Here is a 14,324-nt window from a genome sequence, read left to right on the forward strand (position 1 = left end):
GAATGGCCGGGACAGTTGTCTGTACGCAACCTGCCAAACAAAAAACCCCCCGGAAATATAATTTCCGGGGGGTTGAAGTCAATGCCGAGTGATCGTCAGTCGTTGACCGGCACAACATTCGTAGACTGGAGTCCCTTCGGCCCTTGTACGATATCGAAAGTGACTTTCTGATTTTCGCTAAGAGTCTTGAAACCGTCCGCGTTGATGGCGGAATAATGGACGAACACATCCGCACCATTTTCCTGTTCGATAAATCCGAAGCCCTTGGATTCATTGAACCATTTCACTTTTCCGGTGGCCATCTAATAAAACTCCTTACTGCAAAATGGTATACAATGGCTGCTACATCGAATGGGTATTACGGCAGCCACAAAAAAGCAGGGCCAGGTAAAGATTTCCCTGCCGACAAAAGTAGTATAACACTATTTCTGTTTATTTACAAGGGTTTTCTATTTGTTCGATAAATATATTTGGGCCGGCTGGCTGAATACATAGATTATATCGTCCAGGCATTACAGCCCACCTCTGAGGCAGGGGCATCCATTTCAGGTCAATCGGGCCGGTGCTCCCCGGTCTGAGGGCTCCATCCGGCGGGATGAATTCCATGAGACATGTTCCGCCACTGGGCGCGAAAACAACGCGGTTTCACCTGAGTCTCAGGCGGAAAGCCGCGCCCTGCCTGGCTGGATAGGAGGTGTTCGCGCCCTCGGGGGCGGCGCCGTCCCCCCGGCTTGCGGCTCAGGTCGAGGGCTCGTGCTCCGGGCTGCTTTTCAGCTTGCGCCACAGAGTGGAATAGCTGATACCCAGGCTGGCCGCGGCCCGGCTCTGGTTCCCCCCGGCCAGGCGCAGTACGTGCTGGATGTAGTCATGCTCCACCTGCTCCAGGGTGGGTGCATGGTCCAGGCCACCCTGGAAATGACGGACATTGTGCGAACTCAGGATCTGGGGCGGCAGGTTCTCGGGCAGGACCGTGCCCTCGCGCGAGAGCACCGCGGCCCGTTCGATGGCGTTCTCCAGCTCGCGCACGTTGCCCGGCCAGTCATAGGCCTGGAGGTAATCCAGGCAGCGGGCGTCCAGGTGCAGACGAGGCATTTTCAGGCGACGGGACAGGCGTTCGCAGAAATAGCGGGCCAGGGGCAGGATGTCCTCGCGCCGCTGACGCAGCGGGGGCACCTCGATCTCGATTACGCCCAGACGGTAATAGAGGTCCTCGCGGAATGATCCCTCCGCGATCATCGCGCGCAGGTCGCGGTTAGTGGCGGCGATCACCCGGATATCCACCTTGCGCGGCTTGCGCTCGCCCAGGCGCATGACTTCGCGCTCCTGCAGCACCCGTAGTATCTTGAGCTGCATGGCCGGGGTGATGTCCCCGATCTCGTCCAGGAAAATCGAACCCTGCTCGGCCTGCTCGAACAGGCCGATCTGGTCGCGGATCGCCCCGGTGAAAGACCCGGACCGGTGCCCGAACAGCTCGCTCTCCAGCAGGGTCTCGGGCAGAGCGCCGCAGTTGACCGCCACGAACTGGTTGCCGGAGCGGGTGCTGTTCTCGTGGATATGACGGGCCAGCACCTCCTTGCCGGTGCCGGTCTCGCCGGTGATCAGCACCGAGCTGTCGAAACGGGCGATCCGGTTGGCCAGCTCCAGGACCCGCCGGAACGATTCGCTGTGCACCTCGATCACCAGGCGGCGGCTCTCGCGGCGCAGAAGGTCGAGACGGCGGCGCTCGCGCTCCAGCTCCCGGGTCTTGTGGCGCAGTTCCTCGGTCAGGGCGCTGACCTTGCCGTAAATGTCATCCGCCTGGAAATAATGCAGGTGCGCGGCCAGCTCCTCGCCCCAGGACTCCACATCCTTGCCCAGCGCCCGGCAGGCCTTGTCGCCGCGCGAGACACAGCGCTGCTCGATGAAATACACCTCACCGCCCATCACGTAGCTGGCGTAACCGCTGGTGTAGCCGGTCAGCACCCAGCAGGAGGGGGCGATTTCCGGTTGTCCCTGCCCCGCCGGAGGCTCGCTCTCTGGGGAATCGTGCCAGGTCAGCTCCATCTCCAGTTTCCCGTTCGGCTCATCCAGCTCGATCCGGTTGATCGCGGCCCGGACCAACCCCTGGATGTTGAGCATGCGCGACCCGGCCTTGAGCCATTCCACCTTGTCGTCCCAGGTGAACACCCGCGCCATCGCCGCAGCGTCGGCATAACCCCAGGCGAACCCGTAACGCACCAGGATTCTCCGGGCCTGCTCCGGACCGACCATGGCCAGAAGGTCCCGGCGGAACTGCATGAACGCATTTATGTCGTGCAGGACCAGACGGCGTCCCTGCAGGCTCAGGCATCCGTCGCTGAACTCGACCAGTTCCTCGACCCTCAGGTTTTCAGCTTTCATCCTCACACTCCTTCAATGTGCAATAGTGCTATTTCAATTTAAAATAATCATTCGGATTTGTCAAAGCAACCCTGTATCGCTAAAATGTTCATTCATAACGCAATACTTCGCAGCCTCCCGTATGGCACGCTCATTGCCCTCCTCTCAGGCGTCCCATCACTGCCAACCCAAACAGGAGACTACGATGTACAGCATACTCAGGGACCAGATGGAAAGTGTGAAGAAGGATGTGGTCGATTTCACCCGTGAACTCGTACGCACCCCCAGCGAAAGCCTGGAGGAGGGCGATGCCGCGGCCTTGGTGGAAAAACGGATGCTCGAGCTGGGCTACCACAAAGTGCTGCGGGATGATTTCGGCAACGTGATCGGGGTGCTCTACGGCCGCGAGGCCGAGCCCACGCTGCTGCTGGCCAGCCACCTGGACACGGTGACAGCCGGAGACACCGGGCGCTGGGAGCACGGTCCGTTCAGCGGCGAGCTGCACGACGGGCGCATCTACGGCCTCGGCGCGGCAGACTGCAAGGGCGGCCTGGCCGCCCAGGTCTACGCCGGGGCGCTTCTGGAGCGCAGCCTTCTGCCCCTCAAGGGCAATCTCGTGGTGGCGGCCACCGTGGCCGAGGAAAACGGAGTGAGTGTGGGTCTGCAGGTGCTGCTGGAGCGGACCCTGCCCGAGCTGGGGCTCAAGCCCGGCATGGCTGTCCTGGGTGAGCCTACCGGACTGGGGCTCTACTACGGCCATGACGGCTGGCTGGAGCTGGAGATAAGGGTCGAGGGCGCCAACCCGTTCCACGTGGATGACGCGGTGCGCGCCATTTACAACGACCTGACTGTCAACCTCGCCTCCAGGAATGCGGTTTCCGACGCGCCGGAGGAAATGAACGTGGCTTTCCCGCGTTTCGACAGTCCGGCCGACTACCGCGGCGTGCGCCGCGGCAGCATCCAGCTCCAGCGCCGGGTGACCCCGGTGGAGAATGCCCAGGTCGTGATCGGCCAGATCAAGCACCAGGTGTCGGTTCTGACCCAGCCGGTGCGTGAGGTCGCGGTCGAGGTGGCGGTGCGTCAGGAGGTGCAGCGCCTGTACAACGGTAAGAACGCCCTGGTGCAGCGCTCGCAGCATGCCTGGTCCACCGACCCGTTCCATCCGCTGGTCGAGCGCTCCCGTCAGGCCCTGGCCGCCGCAGGCTGCAAGTCCGAGCCTGGCAAGTGGAAAATGCAGCGCCTGGGTATGGGCACGGCCGGCGGGACCCTGGTCACCCGCTACGGTATCCCCACGGTGGGTTACGGTCCCGGTCTCGAGGAAGCCGCGCACAGCAGCGACGAATACGTCGAGGTCAACGCCGTGATGGAAGCGGTCATGGGCACCGCCACGCTCGCCCACGGCCTGATCGGCATCCCGGTCTATGGCTGGACCTCGGATGAGATTTAAGGCCGACAAGAGAGGCTTGAAATGAAAATTCTCGTGCTTAACTGCGGCAGTTCCTCGCTGAAATACCGCCTGATCGATATGCCCTCGGAGCAGGAGCTGGCCGGGGGCGAGGCCCAGCGGGTCGGGCCCCTGACCGCCGAGCCGTCGCGGATCTATCACCACAACGGCCGGCAGAAAAAAGAAGTGGTCGTGCCGATGCCCGATCATGCCGAGGCGTTCCGCCAGGTGATCCGGCTGCTGGACTCTACCGGCATGGGGCTTCCGGACGCCCTGGGGCACCGTCTGGTGCACGGCGGTACGCTTTTTGACCGTGACAGCCTGCTCACCCATGAATTGGCCACACATCTGGATGAGCTGGCCCCCCTGGCGCCGATCCACAACCCGCCGACTATCGCCCTGATCCAGGCCTGCGCCGCCCTATACCCCGACCTGCCGCAGGTCCTGGTCCCGGATACGGCTTTCCACACGTGTATCCCGGACTATGCCGCCGACTACGCCCTGCCGCGCGAGCTGACCGGTCCAATGGGCCTGCGCAAGTTCGGGTTCCACGGGATCAGCCACGGCTATGTCACCGCCGAGGCGGCCCGGATACTGGACGTGCCCCCCGAGCGGTTCAATGCGGTGAGCTGCCACCTGGGCAGCGGCGGGGCCAGCCTCTGCGCGGTGCGGGGCGGGCATTCGGTGGACAACAGCATGGGCTGGTCTCCGCTCCAGGGCCTGGTGATGAGCACCCGCTGCGGCGACCTCGACCCGGCCGTGACATTGCGCCTGATCGAGCGCGCGGGCGGTAACTGCGAGGCGGTGGAGAAAATCCTCAACCGCTCGAGCGGCCTGCTCGGACTGAGCCAGGTCAGCGCCGACATCCGCGACATCCTGCGGGCCCTGGAAAAGGACACCCCCGCCGACCCGGAAATGGCCCTGGCGGCGCAGGTATACCTCTGGCGGCTGCGCAAATACCTTGGCGCCTACCTTCTTGCCGCCGGCCCCTGCCAGGCGGTCATCTTTACCGACACCATCGGCGAAACCGTGCCCCTTGTGCGCTGGGCGGTCTGCAGCGACATGCGCTGTTTCGGTTTGGAGCTCGACCCGCAGAAGAACCTGAGACCCGGCCCCCTGCCGTCCGACATCTCCACACCGGAAAGCCCGGTGCGCATCCTGGTGGTCGCGACCAACGAGGAACTGGCCATCGCCCGCCAGAGCTGGAACACACTGTGCCTCCGGGCGGCGTGAAAGGAACGGACAGATGAACATTCTGGTTTTGAACCTCCACCGGCTGAAACTGTCGTTCAGCCTGTTCCGCGGCCGGGAGGAGCAGCCGTTCTGGTGCGGTGACACGGCCGCGGCCGGCTCCATGATCGACAGCGGCGCGCTGCGCGCCAGCCTGGGACGGGTGTACGAGGGGGCGCTCTGCATGCTGAAAGGCGAAAGCCTGCACGGGGTCTCGCTGATAGTCAAATACGGCGGGAGCATGTTCAAAAGCGCCGAGGAGGTCTGCCCGGACAGCCTGGCCCGCCTGGAGTCCCTGGCCTCCCAGGCCCCGCTTCACGCACCCTCGGCCGCCCGCCTGGCCCGCGCCGCGGCTGAGGTGTTCCAGCGCATCCCGGTGGTGCTGGTGTTCGAGACCGCATTCTTCACCGCGCTTCCGGCCCGCGAATACTCCTACGCCCTGGACACCGGGATGGCGAAATCAATGGAACTCAGACGGTTCGGCTACCACGGGCTGTTCCACGAGGCGGCCTGCCTCGATGCCCGGCACCACCGTCTGGCCAGCGGGGTGGCCGCGCCGGGGCGCTACCTGTCGCTCTGCCTGGAGCCGAGACCCGAGTTGGCCGCAGTGCTCGACCATGTGCCGCTGATGGTCACCGGGGGGGCCACTCCCCTCGAGGGCCTGCCCGGCCGAACCTCCTGCGGCGAGATCGACCCCAGTATCGTCATCTCCCTGGCCAGCGGCCTGGGCTGGGGCCCGGAACAGATCAACGAGACCCTGACCCGGCGCAGCGGAATCCTGGGACTGACCGGAAAATCGGTGGACCTGGGTGAAATTATCCGGGGCGGCGAGCAGCACCGCCAGGCCCGGGAACTGGTCCGCTACCGCATCCTGCTGGCCTGCGGCATGGGGATCGCGGCCCTGGGCGGTCTGGACACGATAGTGATCTCCGGACGGTTCAGCGCGGCGGGTGAAACTCTGGGACTCTGGCTCAGGGACTCGATCCACCTGAACGGGTGCGACAAGGAAAAGGCCCCCCGGTTCGAAATATTCCGCAAGAGCCTGGCGCGTGTGGCCGCAGACCGGGCCGCCGGCCTCATGATCGGCTCGAGCCGCCCCTCGCTCGCCGCCTGAGGCTGCGGCCTGACTTCAATTCAATATATATTAAAACGGCCAAGCCTGTTGATTCAGGCTTGGCCGTTTCTCTATTGAGGTGAGGTGTCCAGACGAGTCGATGATCTATCTTATCCCAAGGGAACGAGGAATAGCCTGGTTTCCCCAGGGTAAAACAGCTCAGGACTCACAACAGGAGTGGAGCACCCGGGGAAACCTTCCCCATGGAAGCGCGAAAAGAGTCGCCACTTCAGGAGGGAGAGCGACCTGTACGGTGCTGATGCAGATGCGAGCTATCCCCGCCTGCGCTGGGGAACACACGCCAAGCGGCTGGAGAGTAAGCCCCGGTCCGGCATCGCCTCCGGAATTTAACTGCATGTTCAGGCTTCAGCGGGTATATCATCCCCAGGCCCGGACCCCTTGCTTCGGGAACCGTTGCGGATTCTCCCGGATTAGTGTATTTCTTATCTTCAAGCAATTCTCGACGACTCCCTATTTAGAGAATTGATTCGAATAAGACTATCATACGGAACGATTCAACCGATGGGCATCAACAGCGGAAAACCGTACTCAGCACTGCTCAGGCTCAACGTCCTGGTGGTGGATGACGAGTCCTCCATCCGGAAGACACTGGCCTATTGCCTGGAAAGCCTCGGGCACACTGTCACGGCTGTGTCTGGCGCAGAGGAGGGACTGGCAGAGGCCAGAGACAAGGCTTTCGACCTGGCGTTTGTCGACATGCGCCTGGACAGCGACAACGGCCTGGACCTGGTCCCCGCCCTGCTGGAGGCCTCGCCCTGGATCAAGTGTGTCGTGATAACCGCCTATGCCTCGGTCGACACCGCGGTCGAGGCGATGCGGCGCGGGGCGTTCGACTATTTGCCCAAGCCGTTCGAGCCGGACCAGGTGCGGCTGGAGTGCGAGAAAGTGCTCCGGATCCGGAGCCTGGAGCTGAAACTGGAGGAGTTCAAGTCCGCCCTGGCGGCTCTCAGCCCGGGGATCAACCTGATGACCGGTAACAGTGCGATGAAACACGCCCTGGAGACCGCCCGTCAGGTGGCTCCCACGGAGTCGATTGTTCTGCTGCGGGGTGAAACCGGGACCGGGAAATCCGTTCTGGCGCGGGCCATTCACGGCTGGAGCCGCCGGGCCGGCAAGCCGATGACGATCATCTCCTGCCCCACTCTGCCCTCCGAGCTGCTGGAAAGCGAGCTGTTCGGCCATGCCCGTGGAGCGTTCACCGGCGCGTTCAAGGACCACGCCGGCCGGATAGCGGCCTGCCACGGCGGGACCCTGTTCCTGGATGAGATCGGCGACCTGCCCCCGCCGATCCAGCCCAAACTGCTGCGTTTCATCCAGGACCGGGAGTACGAGAGAATCGGTGAAAACATTACCCGCACCGAGGATGTGCGGATCATCGCCGCGACCAACACAGACTTGGAGCAGGCCATGCGCGAAGGCCGCTTCCGCGAGGACCTCTTCTACCGTCTGAATGTGATCCAGATAGAGATACCGCCCCTGCGTGAGCGGCCCGAGGACATCGAGCCGCTGGCTTTGGATTTCCTGAGTTTCTGCGGACGGGTCAACCACAAGCGGTTCACTGGGTTCGACAGCGAGGCCCTGGCGGCCCTGAGACACTACCCCTGGCCCGGTAACATCCGCGAGCTGAGCAACATCATCGAAAGAGCCGCGATACTCTGCAAACACGAGCTGGTCCGTCTCGAGGACCTCCCTGGTTCTTTCCGTCCCCAGAGCCCGAAGCTTCGGATCGGGGACCGCGTGCCCCTGGAACAGATCGAGGAGGCCCATATCCGCAGTGTTCTGGCCCGTACACGCAAGATTCAGGACGCCGCCGAAATCCTGGGGATCGACCAGGCCACCCTGTACCGCTTTCGCAAGACCCACGGCCTGTAGCCCCATGCCATCCGATTCCGCTTGCCCGTTCGTGCAATTTGCACGGACCGGGAAAGCGATTTGTGCAAATATCACATCCGCAACGTTAGCCGTATCCATCAAACCCTTGCACAGAGCCATTCCGGGCGTTCAGCGCCCTGGCATGACGGTTGCCTTATATACCTCCCGATTCCCAAATCACACTCTCAGCCGGGAAATAAAATGAGCCTCAGAAAGAAAGTCCTCCTGGAGAACGGCCTGGGACTGGGCCTGGTGGTCCTGATCGTCGCCTGGTCGGTCTACAACCTGCTCTCTCTCGGCCAGACCAGCGAATCGATCCTGCGGGAAAACTACCAGAGCATCCTGGCCGCCTACGACATGCATATCGCGTTGGACAACCAGGACATGATCATCCGGGACGACCTGCGCAACCTGAGGCCCAAAGGTCAGCTCGAGTTCAAGAAAAGCGAGGACATATTCCGCCGCGCCCTGGGCAAAGCCCGGGACCATGTTTATGTCAGGGGCGAGGCTGAGATAGTCGATTCGATTGAAACCCAGTACGGACGGTATGTCGCCGAGTTTTTCGACCGGTTCATCCTGGAACCCTCGCTCAGCGACAGCCTGGCCACGTCCTACCAGGGCTCTTTCCTCACACTCTCGGACAGGATACACGGCTCTTTCATCAAACTGAGCGACCTGAACCAGAGCAGCATGTACGAATCGAGCCTGCGCTCCAGGCTGGTGGCCACCCGGGCGGCCTGGTCCATGATCGCGATCGGGGCGGTGGTGCTGGTGATCGGCCTGCTGTTCAGCCTCCTGCTCTCCAACTACCTGGTCAGTCCGCTGAAACGTCTGATGGAGGCCTCCCGGCTGATCGCGCTTGGAGACTACAGCGTAAGGATGCCCCTGGAGAGCCGGGATGAATTCGGGCAACTCTCCCAGGAATTCAACCGCATGGCCGGCGAGCTGGCCGCGTTCCACGAGATGCACGTGGACAGGATACTGGCCGAGAAACACAAGACCGAGGCGATCCTGCAGGGCATCGAGGAGGGCGTGATGGTGCTGGAGCCAGACCTGCGGCTTTCCACGATCAACTCCGCTGCGATCCGCCTCCTGGAGCTGAAAAAATATACACCGGGGACATCCGCCGCTTTCACGGAGCTGATCGAGCACGAGGGCTTGATCCACGCGGTCCGCTCTCTGGCCGAAACCGGTAAAATACCTGCGATGGAAGACTCTCAGCGCCTGATTGCCATACCACTCAAGCAGTCGGTGCGCTACCTGCTGTTCTCCGTGACCCCGGCCTGGAACAAGGAGGGCGGGCTGGCGGCGATCCTGATCCTGCTGATCGACGTGACCCGGCTGGGCGAACTGGATCGTCTGAAAAACGAGTTCATCATGGCCGCCTCGCACGAGCTGCGCACCCCGCTGACCAGTATCGGCATGAGCATCGAGCTGCTGATGGAGCATGTTTCCGAGCAGTTGAAGCCCAGGGAAAGGGAGCTTCTCACCTCGGCCAGCAGCGAGATAAAACGTTTAAAGACCCTCGTTTCGGACCTGCTGGACCTGTCCAAGATCGAGTCCGGGGTGATCGAGCTCGATTTCCAGCGTCTTCAGCCCGCAGTGGTGGTCGAGCGTGCCGTTTCCCTTCTCGCCGATCAGATGGAAACCAAAAAGATAATTTTCCGGCAGGACATCCCGGCCTCTCTTCCCGAGGTCCGGGCCGATGCCGACAAGACAGTCTGGGTGCTGACCAACTTGATCGGTAACGCCACCCGGTATGTGGACGCCGGAGGAGAGATCAAGCTTTCCGCCCAGGCCCGCGGCCAGTTCATGCACTTTTCCGTCTCAGACAACGGACCGGGAATAGCCAAGGAGCATCAGAGCAAGATTTTCGAGAAATTCGTACAGATAAAGGACTACGGAAAAGTCGGCGGCGCGGGCCTGGGCCTGTCGATCTCTCGTGAAATTGTCCGCGCCCACGGCGGGACGATCTGGGTGGATTCAATACCCGGCAGCGGCAGCACTTTCACTTTTACCTTGCCCCTGGTGTAAAGGCGACAAGGGGAGGCTGTGTGAGCGCCAGAAAAGTGTTGATAGTCGATGATGAGGAAAGCATCCGCCTGACCTTGAGTTGCACCCTCGAGGACCTGGGGCTGGAGGTGGAGGCGGTGGCCGACGGGGAGCGGGCCCTGGACAGGTTGCGGGCAGAGGACTTCGAACTGGTCTTCCTCGACCTTCGCCTTCCCGGGATCGACGGTATGGAGGTGCTGCGTCAAGCCCATACGCTGCGGCCGAACACTCAGGTGTTCGTGATGACCGCCTACGACACGCTCGAATCCAGGGTGGACTCCCTCAAGCTGGGGGCCCGGGGTTTTATCCAGAAACCGTTCACCGCCAACAATATCCGGCAGGTGTTCCTGAGGCGGGATATGCCGGATTAAAGGGCTGATCCGCAAAGAACATGAAAGCAAAGGTGGGATAGACATGCAGATTCGAGCTTAGCCGGGTTTATACAGTTGTCTGAATGAAAGCAGTCCTTTCGATTCCGTCAGTCAGGTCGGTCATGGTCAGAACAGTCAACGAGAGGGTTGTCTGAAATGAAACAGGGGATCTTCATCACACTCATTCTGCTGCTCGCTTTCGGCATCGCGTACCTGATATTCACCTACATGCTGCCCGACTACATCCGGGCCGGCGGGCCGCTGGTGGTGCTGTTGATCACGCTGTCGATCACCATAGTCACTTTCATCTTCGAGCGTCTTTTCATGCTGCACCTGGCACGGGGCAAGGGCTCTTTGCCCAAGTTCGTCCGCAGCCTGAAACATGATATCTCCGAGGGCCGGGTCGATTCGGCCATCGAGCTGTGCGACAAGCAGAAAGGCACCCTGGCCAATGTCATCCGCAGCGGCCTGGCCCGGTTTGTGGAGGTCAGCCGGAAGAACGACGGGATGAAGACCAAGGATATGCTGGATGCAGTCAAACGCTCGATCGATGACACGATGAGCCTCGAGATTCCGCTGCTGGAGAAGAACCTGGTGGTCCTGTCCACCATCGCATCGATCGCCACGCTGGTCGGGCTGCTGGGCACGACTGTCGGCATGATCCGCGCGTTCAGGGCGCTGGCCCACGCGGGAGCGCCGGACGCCATCCAGCTCTCGGTCGGTATCTCCGAGGCCCTGATCAACACGGCGGGCGGCCTGTTCTGCGCGATCATGGGCATCGTGTTCTACAACATCTTCGCCACCCGTATCGACAATTTCACCTATATGATCGACGAGACGAGCATCACGATCTTCGACAAGCTGCTTAAGTAGCTCGGAACCGAGGCGCGATTATGGCCAAGAAAAAAAACCTGCTGGGCATCTTCATCGATATGACCCCGATGGTGGATGTAGTCATGCTGCTGCTGACCTTTTTCATGCTGACTACCACCTTCAAAGCCCCCTCGGAGGCCGAGGTCATCCTGCCCAGCTCGCATTCCGAGATCAAGCTGCCGCAGTCGGATGTGATGACTGTGACGGTGACGAAGGACAACCGGATATTCCTGGGCCTGGATTCACAAACTCTGCGGGCCAAGGTGTTCGGCGAGGAGAACAAGCTCAAGGCCGGCATCGAGGTGGACAAGCAGAGCCTGGCCAACCTCCTGATCCAGGCCCGTATCGCCAACCCCAAGCTGCGCACCGTGCTCAAAGGCGACAAGGACTCTCCCTACGGGGTGGTGCAGGATGTGATGGACATTTTCCAGCAAGTCAAGATCACCCGGTTCAATTTCGTCACCGAACTGGAAAACTCGATGTAAGAACGGAGTTTCACGATGGCGAATGTCGATTTGGGTCCCAAGGGCAAGGCGAAAGGCCCGCGTGGACGCAGAACCAAGAAAAGGCTCAACGTGCGGATCGACATGACCCCGATGGTGGATGTGGTCATGCTGCTGATCACGTTTTTCATGCTGGCCACGGTGTTCACCACTCCCCAGACCATGGAGATCAACATCCCTCCCGATGAGTCGAAGGTGGAGGTGGCCGAGTCGAACCTGATGACTCTACGGGTCGACGCCGGCGGGGATATTTTCTGGAACATGGGCATGGAGCCCCCCAAGCCGGTGGAGTTCAAGGACCTGCGGTCCATGCTGACCACGGGGCTGAAAAGCAACCCCAAGCTCATAATCCTGGTGAAAGTGCAGCGCGAGGGGACTTACGGCAAGATGATAGACATCATGGACGAACTGAACCTGGCGCAGATCGACCGGTTCAGCCTGGCCCCGTTCACGGATTACGACAAAGAGGAAATCGCCAAGGTGAAAGGTTGAGCCTGGGAAGTGAAGGCTTTTCCGCCCTCATCTTGAGCAGAGTGGGAGACACTTGATGATGTCAACGCTGGTAACAGACGGTCGGCCCGCCTACGGAGCCGTGGTGCTGGCGCAGAAAGCGCATCGCTACACCTCCTGGGCTCTGGTGGTCGCGGCCGCCGTCCACATGGCGGTCCTCGGGGTATACTGGCTCTCGGTATACATGAAAGAGGAAGAGCCGCCAGTCCATACGATCCGGATAATGAAGTACAGCGAACTGGGTCCACCGCCCTCGATCAGCGGGCTGAACGAGGCGATCGCCCCCTCGGTTTCGGTGGCGAGCCCGGCGGCCAAACCCCAGATCGGCATCCCGGTCCCGGTGCCGGATGCCGAGATTTCTCCGGAGCAGACTTTAATGACCCAGCAGGAAATGAGCTCCGTCGGCGACACCACCGGAGTGGGCAGCGGTGCGTCCGCGACCATCGAGGCGGATGTGAAGGTGGAGAACATCCAGGATGAGGATGGGCCACCGGCCGCTTTCGTACCGGTGGAAATCATGCCCAAGTTCGTGAAGCAAGTCAAGCCGGAGTACCCGGAGATCGCCCGTAAGACCGGCATGAAAGCCACGGTCTGGGTCAAGCTGTGGATCACGAAAGAGGGTAAGGTCAAGCAGGTGGTGGTGGTGAAGAGCGACAATGACCTGTTCAACCAGGCAGCCATTGACGCGGCCAAGGAATGTCTGTTCACCCCAGCCGTGGGGGCGGCCGGGCCGGTGGCGATCTGGGTGACTTTCCCATACCAGTTCAGTCTGCGCGGCGGAAGATGAAAGTCGGTGCGGGATGAGGAACAAGCCTGGATTTCCACTTGTCTTCGGCTATACAGTCGCTGTTGTCACTGTGGCGGGCGGGGTGGTGCTCCTGTTCAATCTGCTCGATCTGCAGACAATCCCGTTGGTCCGCCTCACTTTCGGCAGCCTGCTGGTGCTGGTGGGGGTATACCGCGTCCTCATCACCAGGCTCAGGTACCATACGAGTCCTCTGGATGCCGGGGAGGAGACGGAGGAGGAGCGAGATGTTTAAGTATGTTTTCACTTTTGTGTCAGTTCTTCTTCTTACCGGATGTTACAACACGCCGGCGCAGACCGCGACCTCCGGACATCTGAATGTCTTTGTCAGCGAGGCCTTCTACCACTTTCTCAAAAAGGAGACGGATGAGTTCGTCAGGCTCTATCCGCAGGCGGAAATCTCTCTGACCGCCGTCTCCACGCGCGAGGCGTTGGTGAGTTTCATCAACGACAGCCTGCAGATGGTGGTCGTGGACCGTCCTTTCAACCAGGAGGAACAGACCGCCGCGGATCAGGCACAAATCCCCTGCCAGAGATTCAAGCTGGCCGAGGATGCCCTGGCGGTGCTGGTGAACCGGAAAAACTCACTGCCCGAAATCGAGTTGGACACGCTCCAGGCCGTGCTGAACGGGCGTATCACGGAATGGGGGCAGGTCCCGGGCTCCAGAACGAAAGGACAGGTGAGCTTTGTCTGCACGGACAGGAATTCGGGGATCGGGGAATTACTCGTCGCGCTGCTCCCGGATGTCCAGCAGCCCCCCGAGCCCCGAGTGACAGCCGGCTCGCAGAAAGCGGTCTACGATTCCGTGGCCGCCGATACGAAGGCCTTGGGCCTGGTCTCGGTGGCCTGCCTGAAATCGATCAGCCGAGGGGACACGGTTTACGGCGGGATCGATTCGACCGGCCCGGTGCGGGCTGTCCCGATCTCGACAGCCGATTACAGCGGGCACGCAAACTCTCACAGAATAAGCCAGGCCAGTATCTACGCCGGGACCTACCCGCTGCACTACCCGTTGTACATCTATCTCAACGGGACATACTCCGAGCTGGCTGCGGGGTTCTGTTCTTTCCTCACCGGAGTGGAGGGTCAGAAATTAGTTCAGAAATTCGGGCTCGTGCCCGCCGCCATGCCGGTGCGTCTTGTCCAGTTGAATTATCAAGCGAGATGACT

The 14,324-nt window shown here is 61.3% G+C and carries 14 protein-coding genes; 12 read left to right on the plus strand and 2 right to left on the minus strand.

Annotated features, from left to right (window positions below):
• Positions 1-95: 95 nt before the first annotated feature.
• Positions 96-302 (minus strand): cold-shock protein, encoded by a 207-nt coding sequence (locus LLH00_11310; protein ID MCE5271855.1) that lies wholly within the window; start codon positions 300-302, stop codon positions 96-98.
• Positions 303-738: 436 nt separating this feature from the next.
• Positions 739-2,379: a sigma 54-interacting transcriptional regulator gene (locus tag LLH00_11315; protein ID MCE5271856.1), complete on the minus strand. Its 1,641-nt coding sequence runs from the start codon at positions 2,377-2,379 to the stop codon at positions 739-741.
• A 184-nt stretch (positions 2,380-2,563) separates the two neighbouring features.
• Here LLH00_11315 and LLH00_11320 point away from each other — a divergent pair, with 184 nt between their 5' ends.
• From LLH00_11320 to LLH00_11375, 12 genes are all read left to right on the plus strand, one after another.
• Positions 2,564-3,805 (plus strand): M20/M25/M40 family metallo-hydrolase, encoded by a 1,242-nt coding sequence (locus LLH00_11320; GenBank protein ID MCE5271857.1) that lies wholly within the window; start codon positions 2,564-2,566, stop codon positions 3,803-3,805.
• 21 nt (positions 3,806-3,826) lie between these two features.
• Complete coding sequence (locus LLH00_11325; GenBank protein MCE5271858.1) at positions 3,827-5,035, plus strand: acetate/propionate family kinase; 1,209 nt, start codon at positions 3,827-3,829, stop codon at positions 5,033-5,035.
• Positions 5,036-5,048: 13 nt separating this feature from the next.
• A complete protein-coding gene (locus tag LLH00_11330) occupies positions 5,049-6,146 on the plus strand; it encodes a hypothetical protein (protein MCE5271859.1) in 1,098 nt (365 codons plus the stop codon).
• Positions 6,147-6,668: 522 nt separating this feature from the next.
• A complete protein-coding gene (locus tag LLH00_11335) occupies positions 6,669-8,039 on the plus strand; it encodes a sigma-54 dependent transcriptional regulator (protein MCE5271860.1) in 1,371 nt (456 codons plus the stop codon).
• A 201-nt stretch (positions 8,040-8,240) separates the two neighbouring features.
• A complete protein-coding gene (locus LLH00_11340) occupies positions 8,241-10,073 on the plus strand; it encodes a HAMP domain-containing protein (GenBank protein ID MCE5271861.1) in 1,833 nt (610 codons plus the stop codon).
• A 20-nt stretch (positions 10,074-10,093) separates the two neighbouring features.
• On the plus strand, positions 10,094-10,462 hold the full coding sequence (locus LLH00_11345) for a response regulator (protein MCE5271862.1): 369 nt from the start codon (positions 10,094-10,096) through the stop codon (positions 10,460-10,462).
• A 156-nt stretch (positions 10,463-10,618) separates the two neighbouring features.
• Positions 10,619-11,335 carry a MotA/TolQ/ExbB proton channel family protein gene (locus LLH00_11350; protein MCE5271863.1) on the plus strand — a complete coding sequence of 239 codons (717 nt, stop codon included), beginning with the start codon at positions 10,619-10,621 and terminating at the stop codon, positions 11,333-11,335.
• Between the two features lie 20 nt (positions 11,336-11,355).
• Positions 11,356-11,820 carry a biopolymer transporter ExbD gene (locus LLH00_11355; GenBank protein ID MCE5271864.1) on the plus strand — a complete coding sequence of 155 codons (465 nt, stop codon included), beginning with the start codon at positions 11,356-11,358 and terminating at the stop codon, positions 11,818-11,820.
• A 15-nt stretch (positions 11,821-11,835) separates the two neighbouring features.
• Positions 11,836-12,330 (plus strand): biopolymer transporter ExbD, encoded by a 495-nt coding sequence (locus LLH00_11360; protein MCE5271865.1) that lies wholly within the window; start codon positions 11,836-11,838, stop codon positions 12,328-12,330.
• 55 nt (positions 12,331-12,385) lie between these two features.
• Positions 12,386-13,135, plus strand: a complete 750-nt coding sequence (locus tag LLH00_11365; GenBank protein ID MCE5271866.1) for a TonB family protein — start codon at positions 12,386-12,388, stop codon at positions 13,133-13,135.
• Between the two features lie 13 nt (positions 13,136-13,148).
• The gene (locus LLH00_11370) at positions 13,149-13,388 is read left to right on the plus strand and encodes a hypothetical protein (protein ID MCE5271867.1); all 240 of its coding nucleotides are present in this window, start codon (positions 13,149-13,151) and stop codon (positions 13,386-13,388) included.
• Positions 13,381-14,322: a substrate-binding domain-containing protein gene (locus LLH00_11375; GenBank protein ID MCE5271868.1), complete on the plus strand. Its 942-nt coding sequence runs from the start codon at positions 13,381-13,383 to the stop codon at positions 14,320-14,322. The genes LLH00_11370 and LLH00_11375 overlap by 8 nt, the downstream gene beginning before the upstream one ends.
• Positions 14,323-14,324 lie beyond the last annotated feature (2 nt).

The sequence above is a fragment of the bacterium genome (genome assembly GCA_021372515.1).
Lineage (GTDB): Bacteria > Gemmatimonadota > Glassbacteria > GWA2-58-10 > GWA2-58-10 > JAJFUG01.

Coding starts and splice junctions, on each gene's coding strand:
- LLH00_11355 (MCE5271864.1), top strand. CDS start 11,356: ATGGCCAAGAAAAAAAACCTGCTGGGCATCTTCATCGATATGACCCCG.
- LLH00_11325 (MCE5271858.1), top strand. CDS start 3,827: ATGAAAATTCTCGTGCTTAACTGCGGCAGTTCCTCGCTGAAATACCGC.
- LLH00_11370 (MCE5271867.1), top strand. CDS start 13,149: ATGAGGAACAAGCCTGGATTTCCACTTGTCTTCGGCTATACAGTCGCT.
- LLH00_11350 (MCE5271863.1), top strand. CDS start 10,619: ATGAAACAGGGGATCTTCATCACACTCATTCTGCTGCTCGCTTTCGGC.
- LLH00_11375 (MCE5271868.1), top strand. CDS start 13,381: ATGTTTAAGTATGTTTTCACTTTTGTGTCAGTTCTTCTTCTTACCGGA.
- LLH00_11315 (MCE5271856.1), bottom strand. CDS start 2,379: ATGAAAGCTGAAAACCTGAGGGTCGAGGAACTGGTCGAGTTCAGCGAC.
- LLH00_11360 (MCE5271865.1), top strand. CDS start 11,836: ATGGCGAATGTCGATTTGGGTCCCAAGGGCAAGGCGAAAGGCCCGCGT.
- LLH00_11310 (MCE5271855.1), bottom strand. CDS start 302: ATGGCCACCGGAAAAGTGAAATGGTTCAATGAATCCAAGGGCTTCGGA.
- LLH00_11340 (MCE5271861.1), top strand. CDS start 8,241: ATGAGCCTCAGAAAGAAAGTCCTCCTGGAGAACGGCCTGGGACTGGGC.
- LLH00_11365 (MCE5271866.1), top strand. CDS start 12,386: ATGATGTCAACGCTGGTAACAGACGGTCGGCCCGCCTACGGAGCCGTG.
- LLH00_11335 (MCE5271860.1), top strand. CDS start 6,669: ATGGGCATCAACAGCGGAAAACCGTACTCAGCACTGCTCAGGCTCAAC.
- LLH00_11320 (MCE5271857.1), top strand. CDS start 2,564: ATGTACAGCATACTCAGGGACCAGATGGAAAGTGTGAAGAAGGATGTG.
- LLH00_11330 (MCE5271859.1), top strand. CDS start 5,049: ATGAACATTCTGGTTTTGAACCTCCACCGGCTGAAACTGTCGTTCAGC.